The organism is Flavobacteriales bacterium, from assembly GCA_016704485.1.
Taxonomy (GTDB): domain Bacteria; phylum Bacteroidota; class Bacteroidia; order Flavobacteriales_F; family PHOS-HE28; genus PHOS-HE28.
In genome coordinates, this window is the sequence record JADJAA010000003.1 from 1 (window position 1) to 19,562 (window position 19,562).

Consider the following 19,562-nt stretch of genomic DNA (forward strand, 5'->3'; position numbering starts at 1 on the left):
ATGCCGTGTCCGGAATGGCGCATTGGTGCATAGCAGTATTGAATGTGGATACCTTCGAACTATCCATGGATCCTAAATCCGGCCCACTGGCCAGTGGCACCATGCTCCGATTTATTTCACCACAGGAAATCTCAGGCCCGGTCTTTGTGCGATCGATGAATTGAACCCATATCCGCTACTGCGTGGTGATGGCATCGATCCGGTGGGCCGGTCGATCGAAGCTGGAGCGATCTTGCGAAATGGTATTGAGCGATGGCGTGTTCACCCTTACGGCACCTGCCGCCGCGGTTATCAGCGAGAACCGTTCAACTCAACACTCAAGTTTGCGTGGATAGCACGGTTCTGAATACCACGCTTTATTATGAAGCCATCGACCATTGTGCATCCAGAGGAGGCAGACTCTGTACATGGCAAGAGTTCTATTTGGCGTGCACGCACACGAACCCAACCCTCGGTGATGTGCTATTGAATTGGGAATGGGTGGATGATACCGCGAACCATACGCATACACTGGGGCAGGCTGGTGGGACTTCGTGCATGGGCCAGCGCTCAGTACCTACGTTGGACATTGTTCCAGGAGCGACACGTTGTTGTTATCAGATCCGCCAGTGAGTAATGCGAACCATCGGCACCATCATTCTATCAATCGCATTTTGTACACCGTGGGTATCGAACGCTCAGGTCAAAGTAGATGCGGAGATCATATTACAAGGTACAAGCAGTGCCGATAGACAAGTCACAGGCTTGGATGCATCAACTGAAGAAAATGCAGCATTACAAGCAGGAATTGAGCAAGATGGAAGTCATAGGCTTGCGCTATCTTCTGCTAACGACTGGAACGTTACGGTAAACGGGACGACAGGACCACCTACCGTCGGGATGCAATTAATAATCCGTACACCTACTATCCATTCCTGGAGCCGTTGAACTTTTGGTGAATGGACATGGTCCATTTCCACTGCGCTTTGGCCCCAACCGTGCGGTAGATGGTGAAGACTTCCAAGTATCCACTTTCCTTTCCGTGGTGTTCGATGGCATGTATTCCAAGTGATGAACGGTGCGGTGAACGAACGGCGCAGTTGTCCGATCGGTAGTGTGGCTGTATCCGATCAATTCTGTATAGCAACTGAGCTTTTCCCCGGAAGTTCTCAGACATTCTTTAATGCCATACAGGCTTGCGACTCGGTCGGCATGCGGTTGTGTTCTTGGGCTGAGTGGTACGCTGCATGTGCACCGTGAAGGATGAACTTAATATTTCCAGTATGACCACGACGTGGGAATGGACCAATGATTCCTCTAACGAAGATCGCCATGCGCGCTGGGCCGGGTATCAATCTTGTGTGGGACGTGGCAATGGCCCAGTGGCAGTGCCGGCAAAATTCCGTTGTTGTTTTTCGCGGTGAGCTCATGCGACTTCCTTCAATGCAAGATCGCTTACTATCGTGTTCCACTTCATGACCGTTTCGATCATCATCCCATGCTATAACGCAGCCGCACACATTACGCGCTGTTTGGAAAGCGTTTTCAGCCAGACCTATGCTCCACTTCAATTAGTTCTAGTTGACGACGGGAGCACCGATAGTACGGTGGACGTGATCCGTAGAACAACTGTACCCGTTGGCATAGAATTAAAACTGATCGAACAAGCGAATAGTGGAGCCGCTCAAGCACGGAACGTTGGCCTTGAAAATGCGAACGGCACGTACGTTCAATTTCTGGATGCGGATGATGAATTGCTTCCTGAAAAAAATAGCTCGCCAAGTGAAGCTTGCAAATGAACACGAACTGCCTGACCTGATCGTTGGAAGTTACAAGGTCATTTCGCCGAAGGCACATTCGTTAGGGACGAAGTTCAAGTCCTAGGACCACGTGATAAATGGATGGATGTGACCCAACATAATATGGGGATCACCTCTGCCCTCTTGTGGAAAAAAGATGCCGTGGTCAGAGCTGGCGGTTGGGACCCGAGTTTGGGTAGCAGTCAAGAATACGACCTGCTCTTCAGGATCATGAAAGGTGGTGCTACCATGGCCTATGATGATGCATTGAATACGCTTATTCATAAACGGAATGATAGTATTTCGCATACGAACCTGGCGAAGAATTGGTCGCGTTTCGTAGAACTGCGCGGCAGAATGGTGGATCATATCCGCACACTGAACGATGGTCGGGACCTTCAACCTTACTGGCAAGTGATCTTTGATAGTATCCGCATTCTCTATGCACATGATCCTGCATCAGCGATGCGCTACCACACCTCACTCCTTCCCGCTGATTTTAAGCCTTCGGTTTCTCCAGCTTCAGGCCGATCCTACATAGCCCTACATCGGATACTAGGTTTCCGTGGTGCACAGTGGATCAGAAAGATGATTACACCTTCCTAGATCACCTTACCAATAATGCGCCAATTGTCCTGTTAACTCCTGGGATCCGGAAAGGCGCCATATTGAAAATGCGGGAGACACGAAAGAGGAACCGCTTCCAGATCGGAATTGAACGCCAGATCTCCTGTGGGAAAAGCCGCTTCTCCAGTTGTACCAGTTCAGCTCTGGAAATATGTTCTTCACGACCGTGGTAGAGCAGCTGAAGTTGGATCCTATGTAACGTACCTATCAGTGCACTGCGCATGCCCAAGCGATCGGCATCCGGCATGAACCGCTCATAATAATGCAGCGTTGCATCCACGAGTTTCTCAGACCTTCTTGCAATTCCATCCGTCCTACGTTCTTCGCCTACGCGATAGTAACAATCAATTGGTCCGGGGAATTGTTCCACTCTTACGGAAGGCAACATGAGTGCTCGCGTGTGCAGTTCCACATCCTGATGGCGTGCAAAACCTTCGTCGAATCCACCTAACTGCTTAATGAACTCCTTCTTCCAAATAGGCTGCATGGTCTGCCACGGAAGATCGTGACGGAAAAAATCCCGCAACGGCTTTCTGTGTTTGGGGATCCAACGTCGTGTATCATCTCCCAGTCGATGCCTGAATACGCGCAAGGTGAACACGCCCATATCCGGATCCTTCGTGCGTTTCATTGCACTCACACGTGTGCCCAAACAATGCGGTGCCAATTGGTCGTCGGCATCCAGGAAAATAACATAGTGCCCTTTTGCTTTTGCGAGGCCGTAATTACGACACCGATTCGCTCCGGAATTCTTGTCCAATACATCCACCGTGATCCGAGGGTCATGTTCGGCAATTTCGCGCAACAGATCTACAGAACCATCCGTGGAAACATCATCCACCACCAGCAGTTCCCAATTACCATAGGTCTGTGCTTGCACGGAGGCAATGGTATCCACGATATAATTCCGCTTGTTATAACTCGGAATTATTACTGAGACCAACGGCGCCTCGCTGCGAGCGAAGGAAACAGGATCTTTCATACGCAGCAATTCAATAGAACCTCGGCCGAGGCCGGTCCATCCTTTACCCAAGACCTAGCGGAGTTTCTCGAATTTCCCGACTCCAATGCATCTTCACTGACAAGCCCGGATGGATATCCGTCATCACTGATAAGGAAAGAGAAATGGGGTGCCATGTGTCCTGCGAAAGGTAAATAGGAAGTGCCGTATCGACCTCACTCAACTTTTTGTTGAAACAACATTCCTGAACAACTCCACTGTCCGTTCGGTGACCTTCGGCCAAGTGAAATCGGCTTCTACCCTCGCCAATGATCGAGCACCAAGAACCGCTTGCTCCGTCTGCGACATTTCCATGAACTCGATCAGTGCACGATAGAGTGCATCCGGATCACCGGGTGGAAGAAGCCAGCCATTATCCTTACCGACCAATTCAGCGGTTGCTCCAACATCGCTCACGATGATGGGCATGCTCCGCGCCATGGCCTCCAATACTACTGTGGGCATTCCTTCGAAACGCGTTGGTAAAAGGAATGCATCACACTGCGTGTATAATGCGAAAAGTTCATCGTCTTCCACGCGCCCTAGAAGCTGAACATTGGATGGAAGACCTTTGCTCTTGAAATGCTCCAGCAAAGGTCCGCTGCCAGCTAGCTCAAACCGCAGTCGGCCACCATATCCTTCGGCAACGAGCCGTTCGGCAACTGACATCAGCACATCAATGCCTTTGTTGAAGGCGAACCGACCAACGAACAATACACGAAGAATTTCATTCCGTTCCTGTACCACTTGCACTGCTGGAACTTCCACGGCGTTGGGCAGCACAGCGATCTTTCCTTTAGTGCCTATTGCCAAGTTCTTCAGTATACCCGTTAGCTTACCACCTAAGGAGATCGTAACGCGACTTCTAGCAACCAAATAGCGCAGCAACATGCGAAATGGAAGTCCGATCAATTTATCCTTAATGGTCAATCCTTGGAACATTTCGAGACCATGTGGATGTACGATCAAGCGATCCTTGAAACGATCGACATCCTTCCAAACACAAAATCCTTGGGACATGATCACATCTCCTCCTACCCTATCCAGTTCTTGTGCAACTGAAGCACTGTAGCGCCACAATTCGCGCAAGTAGAATTTCTTCGGATCTATCTGTGGAAGGTGCACTTCCTTGATACCCAATTTCGCATCGAACAATGGGACCGTATGGGGGTGAAGCACGGTCAATTCCACATCTTCACGTTGCGCCAAATGCACAGCGAGCAGACTTGAGTGGCGCTGCATACCGCCCATGGCATGCGGAAAGACACCATCCGTGCAGAGCGTTATTTTTATCTTACTGGACAATTTACAGAATGCAGTAACAGGTGAGCTTCCTGAACTGGCTCCTATCCGACAGGAACTTCCTTCAACAACGTTGCAATACCTTGGTCGAGATCCTGTTGTGGTTCCCAACCCGTCTCCTTCTTCAGTTTGGATACGTTCGCCAAGAGGTGCATCCGTTCAACTTTGCGAACTCTTGTTGGGTCCACTTCGATCGTGAGGGTTTCACCGAGTTGCCGTTCGAACGCTTCAACTACTTCGCGTACGCTGTATTCGATGCCTCGTCCAATATTGAATTTCGGGTTTCCCTTTAGGCCTTTGGTCAACAATGCACGCATTGCGCGGCCCATATCCGAGGTGTGCACAAAATCGCGCTTAGGATCCAAGTTGCCCAACTTCAATGTACGTGCACCCGCCAGGACCTGTTTCTGGATCTCCGGGATCAAATGCGCGTTGGTCTCGTTCGGTCCGAATGCGTTGAAAAATCTGCCTATAATAGCGGGAATACCTGTGCGATAATGGAATTCTCCGACCAAGCGTTCTCCCGCAAGTTTGGTAGTCCCATAAATGTCCATTGGTCCGGTGATGTGTTCCTCATCAACAGCGCCATCCGCGATGGGATAGACCGCTGCCGTGCTCGCAAAGAACACTTGGGCTACGGAAGGAGTTGCGGCACAAGCGTCGAGCACATGGATGGTCCCGTTGATATTGATATCCGCAGCCTCCACTGGATGTTGGTTGCAGAAAGGGATGAAGTGGATCGCGGCCAAATGCAGGACCCAATCAGGTCGAATACGTTGGATCACATCCAAGACCTCCTTGCGATCACGGATGTCAACTTTGTGGAAGCGCTCATCCGGTACGCCAGCCAATGCCCTGCGGCCAAATGACAGATCGTCCAACACATGCACCGTGTGACCATCGGCACTCAACAAACGGCCCAGTTCAGACCCGATGAAACCGGCACCACCCGTAATAAGTATGTTCCTTTTTTCTTGCATTGCCGCGAAGGTAGGACTATGGCTCATAATAGGAGTGTTATCAAGGACAAACCAAAGTAGAGCTTGGCAGTATTAGGCTGTGTACTACTGCAATGCCTCGAGAACCCTTATGTAGGATGCATGATGGCCTTGTTTCGTGAATTGTTCACGTGCAACGCGGATCAATCGTTCTCGTTCCTTTTGATCAGGACAGTTGATATGTGGTACGCTCCCATCCACAGCTACCACAAGGCCGAGATGATGTTCCATGACCAGATCGCTAAGATCACCTAAGTAAGGAGAGATAAGTACGGGCAGACCAGCGCTGATGTATTCCGCAAATTTGGTTGGTGATGCAACTCTGTTCGTTAAGCTATCCTCTCTCAATAATATTCCGATATCGCACGCCATAAGCGATCGCCGTACCTGTTCATGACGTAACCACCTCCGTTCTACCTGCTGCGGAAATTTCTTCATGAGCGACAGGGTCTCTGGTGACTCTTCGCAGAGGAACAAGAGCTTTAAGGTCGGGTCTGCGGACAACAGTGGAACCAGTTGCTTTTCCACCAATTCCAATGACTGCCAACCGACCGTGCTACCGGCATAGACCATGATCGTATCACTCGTTGACCAACCAAGTTCAATGCGCACCTCCTCTTGATCAGGATACACTGGATCAATATTATCCGTACCCAACGTACATGGAATTACGACGTACGAACTATCAGCGAAGCCATAGCGCGCTTCCCAGTGTTTAACAAGTGCACGACTAACAGCGATACGTATGTCGCTACGATGCAAGGCGTCGGCTTCCAACGGTCGGCATTGTTCGATCAACTTTTCATCATCGACGACACGGTATTCTTCCCACTCCGCAGCATACGCTCCTCGACCATCCAAGCACACCTTCGTGATCATTTTACGTTCACGCATTTCAAGCGCCAAGTGCGTTGCAAAAATGCCGCGGCCAATGATACCCGTGGGTTTGAAGCGCCGACAGACCATGGACACCCAGCCTAGATTCATGCGCCAATAACGGGCACGTGGTACCATTGGTAGAACGATGGCATCCGGCACGCGAAGGCGTATTGCCTTCCTGGTACTCCAGAACTTCCGGATCGAGACCAATGCCACTAAACGCACTGGCTCCATCCCAAGCGTATTGAGGTGAGTGACCACATCGGTCACTTGGCTCCAGTAGACGCCGGATGGTCGGTCGTTATAGGTCAAGTAGAGTATCAAAGCACACGATCCAATACGTCGAGAACACGTTCCGTGGCATGGCCGTCCCAAAGTTCAGGGATCGTGCCTTTTTTGTACTGTCCAGTGTTGATCCGCTCCAAGGCATCGGTCAACGCTTCGGCAGTGAAAGGAAGTAGCTCATTGGTGCCTTCGGTAACGGTTATTGGTCGCTCCGTGTTCGCGCGCAAGGTCAGGCAAGGAATACGGCGGAAGGTGGTTTCTTCCTGGATACCGCCACTGTCGGTGATCACCACTTGACTATGCGCAACAAGTTTCTGAAAAGCGAAATAATCCATTGGACCTTGTAGCTGCAGACCGGGTATCTGCTCCAGTTCACCGTAGATACCGAACCGTTCCATGTTCGTGCGGGTCCTTGGATGTACCGAAAATACAACGGTTCGATCGTGAGCGGCCACCTTGATCAACTCGATCATTTTCGCAAGCTCCTTCGCATCATCGACCGTCGCGGGCCGGTGCATTGTCATTAACGCATAGCTACCGCTTTTAAGCCCGATCTGCTCCAGAATATCATTCTCCTGGATCAAAGGATCGAACTCCACCAAACTGTCGATCATGGTGTTACCCACTAAATGGATCCGTTCGGGATCGGTTCCTTCCGCAACCAGATTGGTGCGCCCACTCTCCTCCGTTACGAACAATTGATCGGCTAAACGATCGGTAACGATCCGGTTGAATTCTTCCGGCATTGCGCGATCGCGACTGCGAAGGCCACTCTCCAAATGGGCTAAGGGAACTCCGACCTTATTTGCCGTAAGCGCCGCTGCCAAAGTGCTGTCCACATCTCCGACCACCATCATCAGGTCAGGCTTTTCCTGCAGTAAAACAGGCTCTAACGCCAGCATCATACTTGCAACCCGAGCGTTCGCGGTATCCGCACGTATGCCCAACGAATGATCCGGGATCATACCCAATTGCTGGAAAAAAATGGTACTCATACGATCATCCAAATGCTGACCAGTATGCACAAGCACTACCTGCCATCCGCCATGTTCCGCAGCCACCTTTTTAAAGCGGGCCACTTTCATGAAGTTGGGTCGAGCACCTATGATGACCACTAGTTTCTTAATTGTCCTTGTTCACTTTCGGGGCCAATAGGTCCTTCTCTGCTTGCTGCGAATGTAAGCCCCAACCAGATCCGGATCATAGCAGTTCACCGATCCGCCGGTAGTTAGTTGCACAATTGAAGCCCTCCTGCCATGCGGCACGCACACCCTGCCGGAACTGTTGCGAGAAGAGATGCTCCGTGTTCATTGGCTGCAGAGCATCTACAACTTCGGATACGTTCGGCTGGCTGCTCAATAACCGACCCGTTGAACTAGTTACGATCTCGCTAACACCCCCTACATCATTTGCCAATAAGGGTATGCCGAAACTGGCAGCTTCCATCAAGGCAATAGGCAACCCTTCACTGTCGCTAAGATGAATGAAAACATCCACTGGATGTGTGGCGTACCACTCCAACACGTCGGCGTTGGATGTGTTTCCCCGCATGACCGTTCGGATGTTCCGAGGCAACCGATCAACAGCTTTCTGGATGGCCTCCCGATCAGGGCCATCTCCAAAATGGGTCCATTCCACAGGCCGATCCAATTGTGCCAGTGCTTCTACCAGCAGGTCGACACGTTTTGGTTTACGCAAGTAGGAACAACTTGCAATGCGTAATGTCGCTGCGGGTGCCCATGTTGCCATGCCATGATCCGGCGTGCCCAAGCGGGCCAATACGGCTTTGTGCGCGTGCTGCGGGTATTTTTCTTTTATGTGATCGACCCCAGGGCCAGAGACCAAAAGAAGTTGATCAGCAGCCTCTAATTGGTAGGTTCTGAAAGGAATGTTTCCACTGGCCCGTCGATGTTCAAAGAGGTCCCAACCGTGGCCCATTGCCGAAAAACGGAACCTCGGCTCGCGCTCTTTGACCAACCCGAGGACGGTTACCCAGTCTTCCAACCAAACAGATAGGACCGCTACTTTTTCAGGATCATAGTTCTTGCCCAAGAGCGTGCGGAATACTTCAGCCTTTCGCACTAATTGCCGTGATAGACTAAGCACATAACGCCGCGACCGACCCTCTCGATCGCCATACCTGCTCACTAACGCAACTGGATCGAAGGTTCCGGTCACGGAATTGATACGTTCCATTTTGTTCAACCATTCCCGAAACAACTTTACGGAATGGCCGGTCGGTGGTTCAGGGAATATGTTGAGTGACCATAAGTGCACGTTCATTTCTGCGTCGGATGGTAGTGGCCAGCCAAATTCAGAAAATGCAAAATTGATGCACTCCGGAAGCTCATCCGAGCGATCTCTTCCGAACGAAATACCTTGTTCTCCGCGTCTATACCGGACAGTGACATCATCTGAATTAGCGAACAGGACTTGGCGTCCTGCACGTGCTTGGAACATCCAATCCTCGCCGTACCGCGGCCACTCCGATTGGTAGCGCAGATCATGTTCCACCAGGACCGACCTGCGATAGATGCTTGTTGGTTGCATTACCGCGACACCGAATAGCAATTGCACTTTGCAGTCGTTCGGAGCGGTCGGCCTTTTGATCACTTCATCCAGGCCGAGTATGCTGATATTGGTACCACTGATGCCGATCTCCGGATGTGCATCCATGAAAGCGATCTGTTCCTTGAAGCGATGGGACAACAACACATCATCCGCATCTACACGAATGATGTATTCGCCTTTTGCCTGATCCATCGCGTTCTGAGCCGTCACTCCAGGTCCGCTGTTGACCGGGTTGGACAAGATCCGTACACGTGGATCATTGAAAGACCTTAATACTTCCAAGCTATTATCCGTACTGGCATCGTCCACTGCGATCACCTCGAATTCGGTGAACGATTGCGCGAAAATGCTCTCGAAACATTCCGTTAGGTAGGGTGCCTTATTGTACACCGGAACTACCACGCTGGCTCTTATCGCCATAGGTGATCCCATTTACGCTTTGCACGGAACGTTAGCCAACTTCCACCAACTACTTGATCGGCAATGACCGTTTGACGTTCTTGCTGTTCTGTGCTGAGCAAATGCGCATCAGCATGGCGTGTTGAAAGGAACATCCGCATTGCGTTGAACCTTCGTTCAGAGTGAATTACCCTGTTCCATTTCAAAAGAAACTCTACGACCATCCGCGAGACACGACCCTGCTCTGCCATGCTTACCGGTATGCCCCGCAAGCCATTGGGCAGTTCATGCCCGACAGAGAGTAGCTGCGCCAGATCCTGAAGCTCCACTGCACAACATAACCCGTGCAGCACACCGGCCATTTCGTCCACGAATGCGTCGGGCACCGTGTCCGTTTTACTGTCTTCATGCATTCTGAATAATGCAAGCCGTACCGGTTCTATGCGCAACTGATCCGTTCCGTATCGAAATAGGAATTGCAGCCATAGTTCGTAGTCCATCACATAGTTGAGTGCCTCGTCCACACCACCGATCCCGTTCACTTTATCCAACGCGTAAAAGGTGGATTGCTGAGCGATCTTCGGAGAGTAATAAAGCGCTTCGGTATCCGACGGATCATCTAAAGGTGAAGGCTCTTCGGAACCATCTTTTTGACGGACCATGCGAATTCCTTCGAAGATCAGTAGCTCGGGATCCTGCGCAAAAGCTTCCGATACGGTATGCAGCGCATCTGGCAATAACGCATCATCACTGTTGATCCAGCCGAATATGGAACCGGTTGCATGTTCCAACCCCTTGTTGATCGCATGGCTCTGGCCCCGGTCCTTTTCACTACACCACCAATGAAGCTGATCGGCACGTTCACGTATGATGCGTTCGCTGCCATCCGTACTTCCACCGTCCACGACAATGTGTTCCGTGATGGCACGGCTTTGGGAACTTACCGAAGCAATGCATTCCGGCAAGTAGGCGGCTTGCTGAAAACTTGGGGTTATGATGGAGATGACCGGTAAGCTCATTCGTGGGTGTGCAAGTTACTCGAGTCCGATCCTTTCTCAACCTCTCCGCATCCAGCGTCTGAGCGTGACCTTCATTAAGTACACGAGTCGATCCATCGGCCATCTTCCGGATAGCCGCATGTGGGTCAAGGCAGGACCAATTCCATCGTCCGCCAAGAGGGTAATACGCCGTGTCCCAAGAGTATTCAACATGCTTTTCGAACAGATCAACCGGAAATAGCTCGCGTGACCGGTTCATGGCGATCAATTTGGATCTCCAATTCCACAGGGATCTGACCCGCTCACTGTTGAATGTTCCTTTCTTGAGTTTGTGGAACATGAGCTGTAAGACGAATTCCTCATCCGTAGCTGAAATACCATATGATCCGAAAACATAGCGACAAACCTGCTCTTTGTCGTGTACCGGGTCTCTTCCATGGCGTTGGTTCTGCTCCCCAATGCGGTAGTTCAACAACGGCTCCGGTAAGTTCGCGAACTGCGTGTACTTACTCAGCCCTACCATAAAAACATAATCTTCGCCGGGAAGGTGCCAAGCCTCGTTGCTTCGCAGATGGTTGTCCATGATGACCGACCGTCGAATTATGCAAGATCCATAAAGGACTGGATCCGTGAACAACAACTTAGCACGGCATTCCTCATCGGTAGAGGGCCAATATCCTGATTCCTGACGGTCCCCGAAATAATATACCGCAGTACCGGAGACACCAACTTCCGGATGCGCATCCATGAAGGCGACCTGCTTCATTAACCGCTCAGGGTGTGCCGTGTCGTCCGCATCCAGGACCGCAATGTATTCGCCTCTCGCCGCTTCATATCCTCGGTTGGCAGCGGCGGCTCGCCCACCATTCTTCGCAGCCGAGATCAAGCGGATCCGCGGGTCTGTCATTGCTTTAACCTTTGCTGGCCCGTCATCGATACTAGCATCATCTATTACCAGTACTTCAAGATCATAGTAGGTTCCTTGTAGGATGCTCTCAACGGCCTCTTCAACGTAATCGCTTTTGTTGTAGAGGGTAATAAGTACGGTGACTCTTACCTGTATGGTGGAAGGATGTGGTCTAATGCTTCAACCGACAAATATTATGGGCATTCAAGCTATACGCGTAGGTGTAGGAATAGGAGGGAAATACCCTTAAGTTTCCAAAGTATGGCATAAAGCAAATACGATATGCGCTTTAACAAATATGAGATCCTGGAACCGGCCCCGAACATAAGGTCGAACCAAGCGTGGATGGTATCAACCTTTTTCCATTGTGCAGGACTTGTTAGGAGTTGTTTTGTCGCACTTCGTTTCTCCGCTTTCGTTGATGCACTTTTTACTGCGCCAAAGATCGGCAGGCTTTTAAACTCTTGATCCGCGTTGATCGGCACCTTCTCTCTCCGCCCATTTCAAGAGGAACTTGTTATACTGCCAACGCCTTCGAGCAGACCTTGCATTGGCCGTAATGCGGTTATCTCCATGTACACCACGTAATGCAACGGCCCGATCAATACTTCCAGCGTACAATCTCAGATAGTAGGACATGCGAACGATGAATTCGGAATCCTCATGCATAGCCATTCCTTCCCGCAACAACAGTGGCATTTTATCCAATGCGCTTTTCTTTACTGTAAAGCCATCCAAAGAAAAATTACCAAAATCGTGGATCGGCGCCCCTACCCCCATGAATACTTCAAAGAGTCGTTCCGGCGGTACCGCAACCCGCACAGTGGTCAATTCACTGGAAAAGACCTTACCGAACATTTCTCGGCCTTGATCATCGTAATAATGTACACCTATAGCGCCATACACACCGTCCGCATCCGGATGTTCTTGGAATAACTTCCGATCCATTGCAAAACGATCCGGCACGAAAAGGTCATCCGCATCCAGAAAAGCTATGTATTCATGCTTTGCTAGCTCAATTCCCAGGTTCCTTGATGCCGAAACACCTTTATTCAACCCATTCAAGTGACGATAACATGAGATCCGCGCGTCATTCTTAGCCAAGTCATCACATAGGATCTGAGACCCGTCGGAGGAGCCGTCATCGACCAGTACCACTTCAGCAACCTCTTGCACTGCCAATGCCGATTTGACCGCTGCTTCCAAAAAGCGTACAGCATTGAAGACGGGAATGATCACGGAAACATTCATACGGAAAGAGCTTTCGGGCCATCAAGGAATCCACAGAAATTCGAACTGATTCGATCGGTCATATTCATAACATACGATCACTCGATCAAGGCGTTAAAAGTAGGGAACCTTGAAATGAGACGGGCTACCTTGTCCTCATTATGGACTGCAAAGTAAACTATGTATGTTCTATTTTTGTGCTGGACGTTCGATTCCATAGAACCTCATTCCAGTAACAGTTCATGCCCCGAATTTCGTTATTCTCATTGTTGATCTTGATCGTGCTCACCTGTTCCGGACAATTGGACGTTCCGGTGCGTATCGAACTTAATGGCTTACAGTCCGGAGATCGACAGATCTCCGGACTGGCGTTTCCGGCTACTCCCGATGCCGCAATGAGTGCCGAAGCAGTACGTTCCAACTCGACCACATTTACACAGGTGAGCGGAACTTCCATACTTTCTGGTGATCTGAATCCGCCAATATCGAGTTATGCTGCCGGGCTTGTTGTACAAGTCGTACCGCTTAGTGCCAATTGGTCCAATGCGCAATTGAACCTGAACAGCTTAGGGTCGCGACCTATTCATAAAGCCGGTGTGATGTCACTGGATAGTGCAGACCTTTGGCCATCAGTGCCTACACAAATGATCTATGATGGTCAAAATTTCATCATACTTGGCACAGTATCGATTCCATGTAAAGCCGGGTTTCATGTCGGAGGACGGGAGTATTGTATTGAAGACTCCAGCAGAAGCCCACTCACATTCTCTAATGCAGCAATAGCCTGCAATGATATTGGTGCGAGGCTCTGCAAGAATAGTGAATGGGTATACGCATGTCGATCGGAGCCATCCTTTTTCCTTCTGTTCTCGATTACGAATGGGTGGATGATGCCGCGAACAGCTTGAAACAATGGCAAACAGGTTGGTTATGGTTTTAATGGCATGAATGCCGAGCTGGGGTTCGGGTGTGAACGCGGATTCTCTGTTACGCCTAATACACTAACACGTTTCAGATGCTGTATGACCCGATGAGGTGTAATTGTGCCCTGTTGCTTACCCTGTTGTCCGGTCAACTTCTCTGCGGGCAGGTCGCTATGGATGTTCCCATACGAACCTCGGGAAGTACCAACGAGCGTGCGATCGACGGATTAGAGGAACCTGCTTCAGCAACCTCGGCGGTCAACGTAAGAGCATCTGTCGTTCATGGCGGTTTTACTTGGTGCAACGTGATCACAATCACCGATACGATTGAACTCGCTCCTGAGCCGGCGGTAACTGAGTTGAATAATGGTCTTCTATTGCGATTCCTCGCCAACGCGAATGCACACGGTGATATTTATATCAAGTGCGTTTCCAATCTTCCTGCCATCCCTTTGAAAAGACCTGATGGGGCTAAACCGGCAGTGGGTCAAATTGAGGCCGGAACCGTTTGTGAGATCATTTTCGCTAATGGTGTATTCACTTTAACCAATGCTTCTGGCGCGAATTGTCCGCAGGGGTTCCTAGCAGCTACGGAAAGATTGTGTTTGGAAGTTCAACCGGTGCCGACCATGCTTTTTCACCCTGCCAGGGACCGATGCGCTGCACTTGGAGGCAAACTTTGTACTTGGAGCGAGTTCGTCGTCGGCTGTAATGTTCTTGGCAGCCAGTTGCTAGGCTTGTTCACCGATTGGGAATGGATCGATGATACCTCTAACCATGCCCATACCACGGATAGGGCTGGTAGATTTACCTGTGGCAGTATGTCCAACACTGGCCTTTTCGATACCGTGACCAGTAATAGTCGCTGTTGTTTTCACCCAAGATGAAAGTAGTATATATCGCCTCACTGCTTTGTGTTTTGTCCAATGCGCCGTGCCTTGGGCAATTACGAATAGATAAACCCGTTCTTTTGACAGGTTCAGCAACCGCAGATAGACAAGTCACGGGTCTAACTCCTTATACTGCGCCTGGGGATGCGCTTATTGCGAGCGAAGAACAATCCGGCACATTACGTTTCGTTGACGATGTCCAAGGCAATAACTGGCAAGTGTCACTTAACTCGTTGGATGTTGCTCTGCAGCCGGGAACACAGCTCGTGATCGTTCCTCCCTCAATCGCGAACGGCGCTATTACTGTTCAAGTCGGTAGTGACGGGCCATACTCCTTAGAATGGAAACAGGGCGTTGCGGTGTTAGGCCAGGATATCCCCTCGGGTATGATCATATCAGCAGTATTCGATGGGAACGCTTTCCAAGTTCTGAATGGCAGGGTGCATCGCTCTAAAGATTGCATAAGTGGCATGGTACCGGTTAGTACACAATTTTGCGTTGATACGCTCCAACGAACTACGACAGATTTTTTCGTGGCTTCCTTGACCTGCGCAGCGGAAAACAAACGATTGTGTACTTGGGCCGAGTCCGTTTCTGCTTGTACGAATGGTGCTCAATTAGGTATACTTTCACCCAGTACAGATTATGAATGGGTGGATGACAGCGAATGAATTGTTGAATCTTAAGGTGTTCCGCTATATTCAATGCGACGGAGCGAGTACTCGGAATTCTACGACATCTACTGCGCCATACCGGTGTTGTTATACACGGTAGACCGTGAATGCATGGTGTGTGTACTGTGCGACACCTTGTAGCATTTGCATTAGAAAAATTTATTGATGATCTTGAATGAAGATTCGCATAGTACCCATACCGAACCACTCTCGTTATCTCCATATCGAACCAAAATACGGCTATGGTAAAATTATTGTCCCCGTTGGTTGTGACTGTCACCCGGCCTATGTATTGGAAAAACTCAATATTAGAATACAAAGCCTACCCTTCGATTGGCTGGATATTGAACCAGTGAACTGTCTTTCTTATGTGCACCAGAACTTGGCAAACAAGTTCCAAATGTTCGTAGCTGACCCGATCAGGAACGAAAAAGGGAACATAATTTCCCGTGCTTATCCTTCGGCAGAGTTTCTTCATGAAAAGGATCTTATTGAAAGCTTGGCTGACCAACAAAAGATGCAACGTAGGGCATTGCGCCTTATGGACCTTTACGGCAAAGAACCTTGCGCTTTTATGCACAATATCCCCAGCCGAGCCCTATCATCCATCGGCAATATCGAACAAATATCGGATCATATCCAACGCTTCATGGATCTCATTAAACCATCAGATACACTACATATTTACATTCGATACGATGAATCATTGGAAGAAAACAGATCACACTGTGAATTATTGAAGATTAAAAGAATACCCGCGTGTTATTGTTGCCGATCGCATTCGTCACAAAGGAAGGAGCGGTATTTGGGGAGACCCGGAACAATACCTGATCTATTGCGGAGCATCAGGATCGAAATCCATCGTAAATTCCCTAAAAGTTTTTGTGAAGTGATCGTGATCTTAGTTCTACGAATGAGTCGTTCAACTCGGATCATGCAGGACCGAGCCACTTACGATTCTTGAAGACCCAAAGATCATTCTCATAAAAAAGTAGGACCTACCCGTAGACTCTTTTTTCTATTGTCCAGCACTTTATCAATTGGCGTATCCAACAATACCTTGCGCTTACTTAGGGCCTTCTTCAATTCAGTTCGCTGAAGTGATATCGTCCTCTGAATTATCCTGCGCACCAGGTTGCGTTTTTCTGCAACAGGATCGAGCATAGTTCGAGGGTCAGAATAGTTTAGGACCGACCTTCTCAATTCCAATACTTCCGGATCGAAGTATTTGTTCACGCTTCTTGTCTCTCGATCATGGTGAGCAATTGCCTTGGCAGAAACACCAATTAGAAAGCCGTGATAAGCACATCGCTGAATGTAATTATCATCTTCACCATAATGGAAAAATGACGGGTTAAACCCTCCCACTACGTTCAGGCATCTTGCAGTGACCAACCAAACAGCTGCATTCACGAATGGCAACGGATAAGGGTCACTTTTGATCTGGCCTACTGCAAGGTCTGAATAGAATCCGGGGCATTTGGTTGGTACTACGTACTTGGAAAAATCGTAATCCAACCCAGTACCTGCCCCATTCAAGTGAATTGGACTTAGTATGCCATAGGCCGGATACTTCCTTGCACTTTCGAGCATGGTTTCCAGTGCTCCCGGCTGTAACCAAGCGTCTTGGTTCAATAGAAATACGAATTCCGCTTTGCGGTCCAACGCGATCTTCATTCCCAGATTATTCGCATGACCGAAACCCAAATTCTTTTCCGGCAGGATCAATTCAACATCAGGAAACCTAGCCTTTATCGCCTCTACTGTTCCATCCGTGCTGCCATTATCCACGACCACCGTGTGGATGGCGCCTCTCGGATCAGCAACACTTCCAAGACAACGGTCGATCCACTGTAAACCATTGTATGTTACAACGATAACGATGATTTCTGCGTTCCGTGACATCACTTTACAAACGTGTTTCGTATTTCTGCAAGCCTCCCTTGATTCAATTCCCAAAGGTGCGAATATCTCTTTCCCGGAACGAATAGCTCATTTGGCTACGCGTGTCAACCCAGCTTTGAACTGCTCTCGGAGCAATTTCCTGCATCAGATCCAAATATCCATAGACCGGCTTACCCAACTGATCCGCATACAATCCTACGCTTGATCCAGCTTGCACTATCACAACATCTGCCGACGCACATATCGCTTCAGCTTGATCCTCATCACTTGCAACCTCTGCCCCTGGTATCTTCTCATTGAACAACCGCAATATCAGCCTGCGTTCATCATCTTTTTGATCCGGGTGGAACCGAACGAATATCTTCCTATCCGTGTGGACCAATATCTCTGCCAATTGCATGATCATCCAATAGTATTGTTCCGGATTCCAACTGGACTTTACCAATGTACGTGCTGGACCTAGAATGCAGAGAACGGAATGATCATATCGTTTCGCCAAATCGCTTGAAACAGACCAGTTGGGTTCCTGAACAACTACGGGAACACCAATGGTGGAAAAGCTGGAACTCGAAAAACCATACGCCGCTTCAGCTCTTTTGTCGAATGGCCATTCCATGTCCCAACGACCGCGCATTACCCACTTCTGTATCCCGGATAAATTGGGTATCATGGCCGGTATACAGTTCTTGACTTCACTATTGGGACGGTAAGCCACTATGCCTTCTTCGATATAACTGAAGCCTACACAGGACGGGTGCGTTGCCAATAATTGATAAAGTGGCAGGATCGTGTGAGGCAAATAAACGCGGAACGTTCTGCCCATGGTCCTTTGCTTCACATACGAATCAAATTTCGTTAATGCAGCCTTGCGGACCCAGAAACGAGCGGCTAAGGGCACGGTGGGCACTTCACCGGTATCCAAGTCCCAAACATGATCGAATTGCGATACCAGTCTGCCATGGAACCGACGACCAGCCAACACAATTACCTGGTCTTTTGTAGACCCAAATGTTCGATCACCGATCGTGTGATCTGCAACGTAACACTGGAATTTACTATGAACAAGTGCGCTTCCGTTGCGGCTCCAACTTGCTTGGACAGTGGTGTCATTTTCGTGGCAAACGTACGGTCAGCCGGATCAATAGCGGTTTCGTTGTTCTGGCGACCCTAATTCTTGGCTACCATTTCATCTGTGAATGGAGTGCCTTTAGTCAGGTTGATATTGACCTTCTTACCAAGAAGTGTACGGTAGAATTTTGGATGTAATCCGTGGCCTGGTCGCACCACGCGAATGTTCTTTTCAGTGATGGAATCGCCCGCTTTCATATCCTCCGCAACAAAAATGGATCTACGGAAAACGATGCTTTTTTCTTCTGCAGGTGAGCGATCATAATTCACAGTGCCAATGGCCTGTTCCGCAATACGAACGTTGCGGACCATTTCTGCGAACTCTTCCGGTTCCAATGAAAAGGCACTATCCGGACCTGGTTCTTTCCGTGAACGGCAGAAGTGCTTTTCTATCATGGTTGCACCCAAGACCACGGCTGCAACGGGAACTGTTATACCCATGGTGTGATCGGATAATCCCACATGGGTCTTGAACCGTGTGGCCATATCCGGGATACGAGCCAAATTAGCCTCTGAAGCTGGTGCCGGATATGAACTGGTGCATTTGAGCAATGTAAGGTCTTTACATCCATTGGTGCGCAACACTTCAACGGACTCTTCTATGTCCTGTAATGTTCCCATACCGGTGCTCATGATCACGGGCCTACCGGTTCGGGCCACTTTCGCCAACAACGGATGATGCGTTAATTCGAACGATGCGATCTTGTAATATGGTGGATCGAATTGCTCCAAAAAATCCACAGCCGTATCATCAAAGGGTGTGGAAAAACAATCTATCCCCAGCCGCTTGGCCTCTGCAAATATCGCCGGATGCCAGTCCCATGGTGTAAATGCTTGTTGATACAACTTGTACAAGGTGGTACCATCCCAAAGCGTGCCACCTTTTATGCGGAAATACTCGTTATCGCAATCCAATGTTAAGGTGTCCGCTGTGTAGGTCTGGATCTTTACGGCATCGGCTCCCGCATCTTTTGCAATGCGCACCATTTCCAATGCGGCATCCAACGAACCGTTGTGGTTGGCGGAGATCTCGGCAATTATGTAGCACCTCTTCTGCTTTCCCATATC

Annotated in this window: 19 protein-coding genes and 1 pseudogene; 8 read left to right on the plus strand and 12 right to left on the minus strand. The window is 49.5% G+C overall.

The genetic code is table 11. The features are described from left to right. Positions 1-327 precede the first annotated feature (327 nt). From IPF95_16990 to IPF95_17005, 4 genes are all read left to right on the plus strand, one after another. The gene (locus tag IPF95_16990; GenBank protein MBK6476380.1) at positions 328-612 is read left to right on the plus strand and encodes a hypothetical protein; all 285 of its coding nucleotides are present in this window, start codon (positions 328-330) and stop codon (positions 610-612) included. A 3-nt stretch (positions 613-615) separates the two neighbouring features. Further along, complete coding sequence (locus IPF95_16995; GenBank protein MBK6476381.1) at positions 616-927, plus strand: hypothetical protein; 312 nt, start codon at positions 616-618, stop codon at positions 925-927. A 527-nt stretch (positions 928-1,454) separates the two neighbouring features. Beyond that, entirely contained in the window at positions 1,455-1,778 is a 324-nt protein-coding gene (locus IPF95_17000) for a glycosyltransferase family 2 protein (protein MBK6476382.1), read from the plus strand. A gap of 123 nt (positions 1,779-1,901) precedes the next feature. Next, the gene (locus tag IPF95_17005; GenBank protein MBK6476383.1) at positions 1,902-2,384 is read left to right on the plus strand and encodes a hypothetical protein; all 483 of its coding nucleotides are present in this window, start codon (positions 1,902-1,904) and stop codon (positions 2,382-2,384) included. Between the two features lies 1 nt (position 2,385). Here the strand turns inward: IPF95_17005 and IPF95_17010 are convergent, their stop codons facing one another. The 9 genes and pseudogenes from IPF95_17010 to IPF95_17050 form a co-directional block, all read right to left on the minus strand. Next, a complete protein-coding gene (locus IPF95_17010; protein ID MBK6476384.1) occupies positions 2,386-3,387 on the minus strand; it encodes a glycosyltransferase in 1,002 nt (333 codons plus the stop codon). Positions 3,388-3,585: 198 nt separating this feature from the next. After that, positions 3,586-4,710 (minus strand): glycosyltransferase family 4 protein, encoded by a 1,125-nt coding sequence (locus tag IPF95_17015; protein MBK6476385.1) that lies wholly within the window; start codon positions 4,708-4,710, stop codon positions 3,586-3,588. A gap of 41 nt (positions 4,711-4,751) precedes the next feature. Beyond that, complete coding sequence (locus IPF95_17020) at positions 4,752-5,687, minus strand: GDP-mannose 4,6-dehydratase (GenBank protein ID MBK6476386.1); 936 nt, start codon at positions 5,685-5,687, stop codon at positions 4,752-4,754. A gap of 84 nt (positions 5,688-5,771) precedes the next feature. Continuing rightward, positions 5,772-6,908 (minus strand): hypothetical protein, encoded by a 1,137-nt coding sequence (locus tag IPF95_17025; GenBank protein ID MBK6476387.1) that lies wholly within the window; start codon positions 6,906-6,908, stop codon positions 5,772-5,774. Next, positions 6,905-7,954 (minus strand): UDP-N-acetylglucosamine 2-epimerase (non-hydrolyzing), encoded by a 1,050-nt coding sequence (gene wecB / locus IPF95_17030; protein MBK6476388.1) that lies wholly within the window; start codon positions 7,952-7,954, stop codon positions 6,905-6,907. The genes IPF95_17025 and wecB overlap by 4 nt, the downstream gene beginning before the upstream one ends. Positions 7,955-8,069: 115 nt before the next feature. After that, positions 8,070-9,860 carry a glycosyltransferase gene (locus tag IPF95_17035; protein ID MBK6476389.1) on the minus strand — a complete coding sequence of 597 codons (1,791 nt, stop codon included), beginning with the start codon at positions 9,858-9,860 and terminating at the stop codon, positions 8,070-8,072. After that, entirely contained in the window at positions 9,851-10,858 is a 1,008-nt protein-coding gene (locus IPF95_17040) for a glycosyltransferase (GenBank protein MBK6476390.1), read from the minus strand. The genes IPF95_17035 and IPF95_17040 overlap by 10 nt, the downstream gene beginning before the upstream one ends. Before the next feature lie 571 nt (positions 10,859-11,429). Further along, a pseudogene (locus IPF95_17045) lies at positions 11,430-11,921 on the minus strand (glycosyltransferase family 2 protein). Positions 11,922-12,200: 279 nt separating this feature from the next. After that, positions 12,201-12,995, minus strand: coding sequence for a glycosyltransferase (locus IPF95_17050; GenBank protein MBK6476391.1), 795 nt, complete (start codon positions 12,993-12,995; stop codon positions 12,201-12,203). A 221-nt stretch (positions 12,996-13,216) separates the two neighbouring features. On the opposite strand from IPF95_17050, the gene IPF95_17055 reads away from it, so the two are divergent. From IPF95_17055 to IPF95_17070, 4 genes are all read left to right on the plus strand, one after another. Further along, positions 13,217-13,882 carry a hypothetical protein gene (locus tag IPF95_17055; protein ID MBK6476392.1) on the plus strand — a complete coding sequence of 222 codons (666 nt, stop codon included), beginning with the start codon at positions 13,217-13,219 and terminating at the stop codon, positions 13,880-13,882. Between the two features lie 122 nt (positions 13,883-14,004). Next, positions 14,005-14,784: a hypothetical protein gene (locus IPF95_17060; protein MBK6476393.1), complete on the plus strand. Its 780-nt coding sequence runs from the start codon at positions 14,005-14,007 to the stop codon at positions 14,782-14,784. Continuing rightward, a complete protein-coding gene (locus tag IPF95_17065) occupies positions 14,781-15,458 on the plus strand; it encodes a hypothetical protein (protein MBK6476394.1) in 678 nt (225 codons plus the stop codon). The genes IPF95_17060 and IPF95_17065 overlap by 4 nt, the downstream gene beginning before the upstream one ends. Positions 15,459-15,636: 178 nt before the next feature. Beyond that, entirely contained in the window at positions 15,637-16,425 is a 789-nt protein-coding gene (locus IPF95_17070) for a hypothetical protein (protein ID MBK6476395.1), read from the plus strand. A gap of 17 nt (positions 16,426-16,442) precedes the next feature. Here the strand turns inward: IPF95_17070 and IPF95_17075 are convergent, their stop codons facing one another. The 3 genes from IPF95_17075 to pseI all read right to left on the minus strand — a co-directional run bounded on the left by IPF95_17075 (position 16,443) and on the right by pseI (position 19,559). Further along, positions 16,443-17,366 carry a glycosyltransferase family 2 protein gene (locus IPF95_17075; GenBank protein MBK6476396.1) on the minus strand — a complete coding sequence of 308 codons (924 nt, stop codon included), beginning with the start codon at positions 17,364-17,366 and terminating at the stop codon, positions 16,443-16,445. A 43-nt stretch (positions 17,367-17,409) separates the two neighbouring features. Beyond that, positions 17,410-18,189, minus strand: coding sequence for a hypothetical protein (locus tag IPF95_17080; GenBank protein MBK6476397.1), 780 nt, complete (start codon positions 18,187-18,189; stop codon positions 17,410-17,412). A gap of 344 nt (positions 18,190-18,533) precedes the next feature. After that, the gene (gene pseI / locus IPF95_17085; GenBank protein MBK6476398.1) at positions 18,534-19,559 is read right to left on the minus strand and encodes a pseudaminic acid synthase; all 1,026 of its coding nucleotides are present in this window, start codon (positions 19,557-19,559) and stop codon (positions 18,534-18,536) included. Positions 19,560-19,562: the final 3 nt, after the last annotated feature.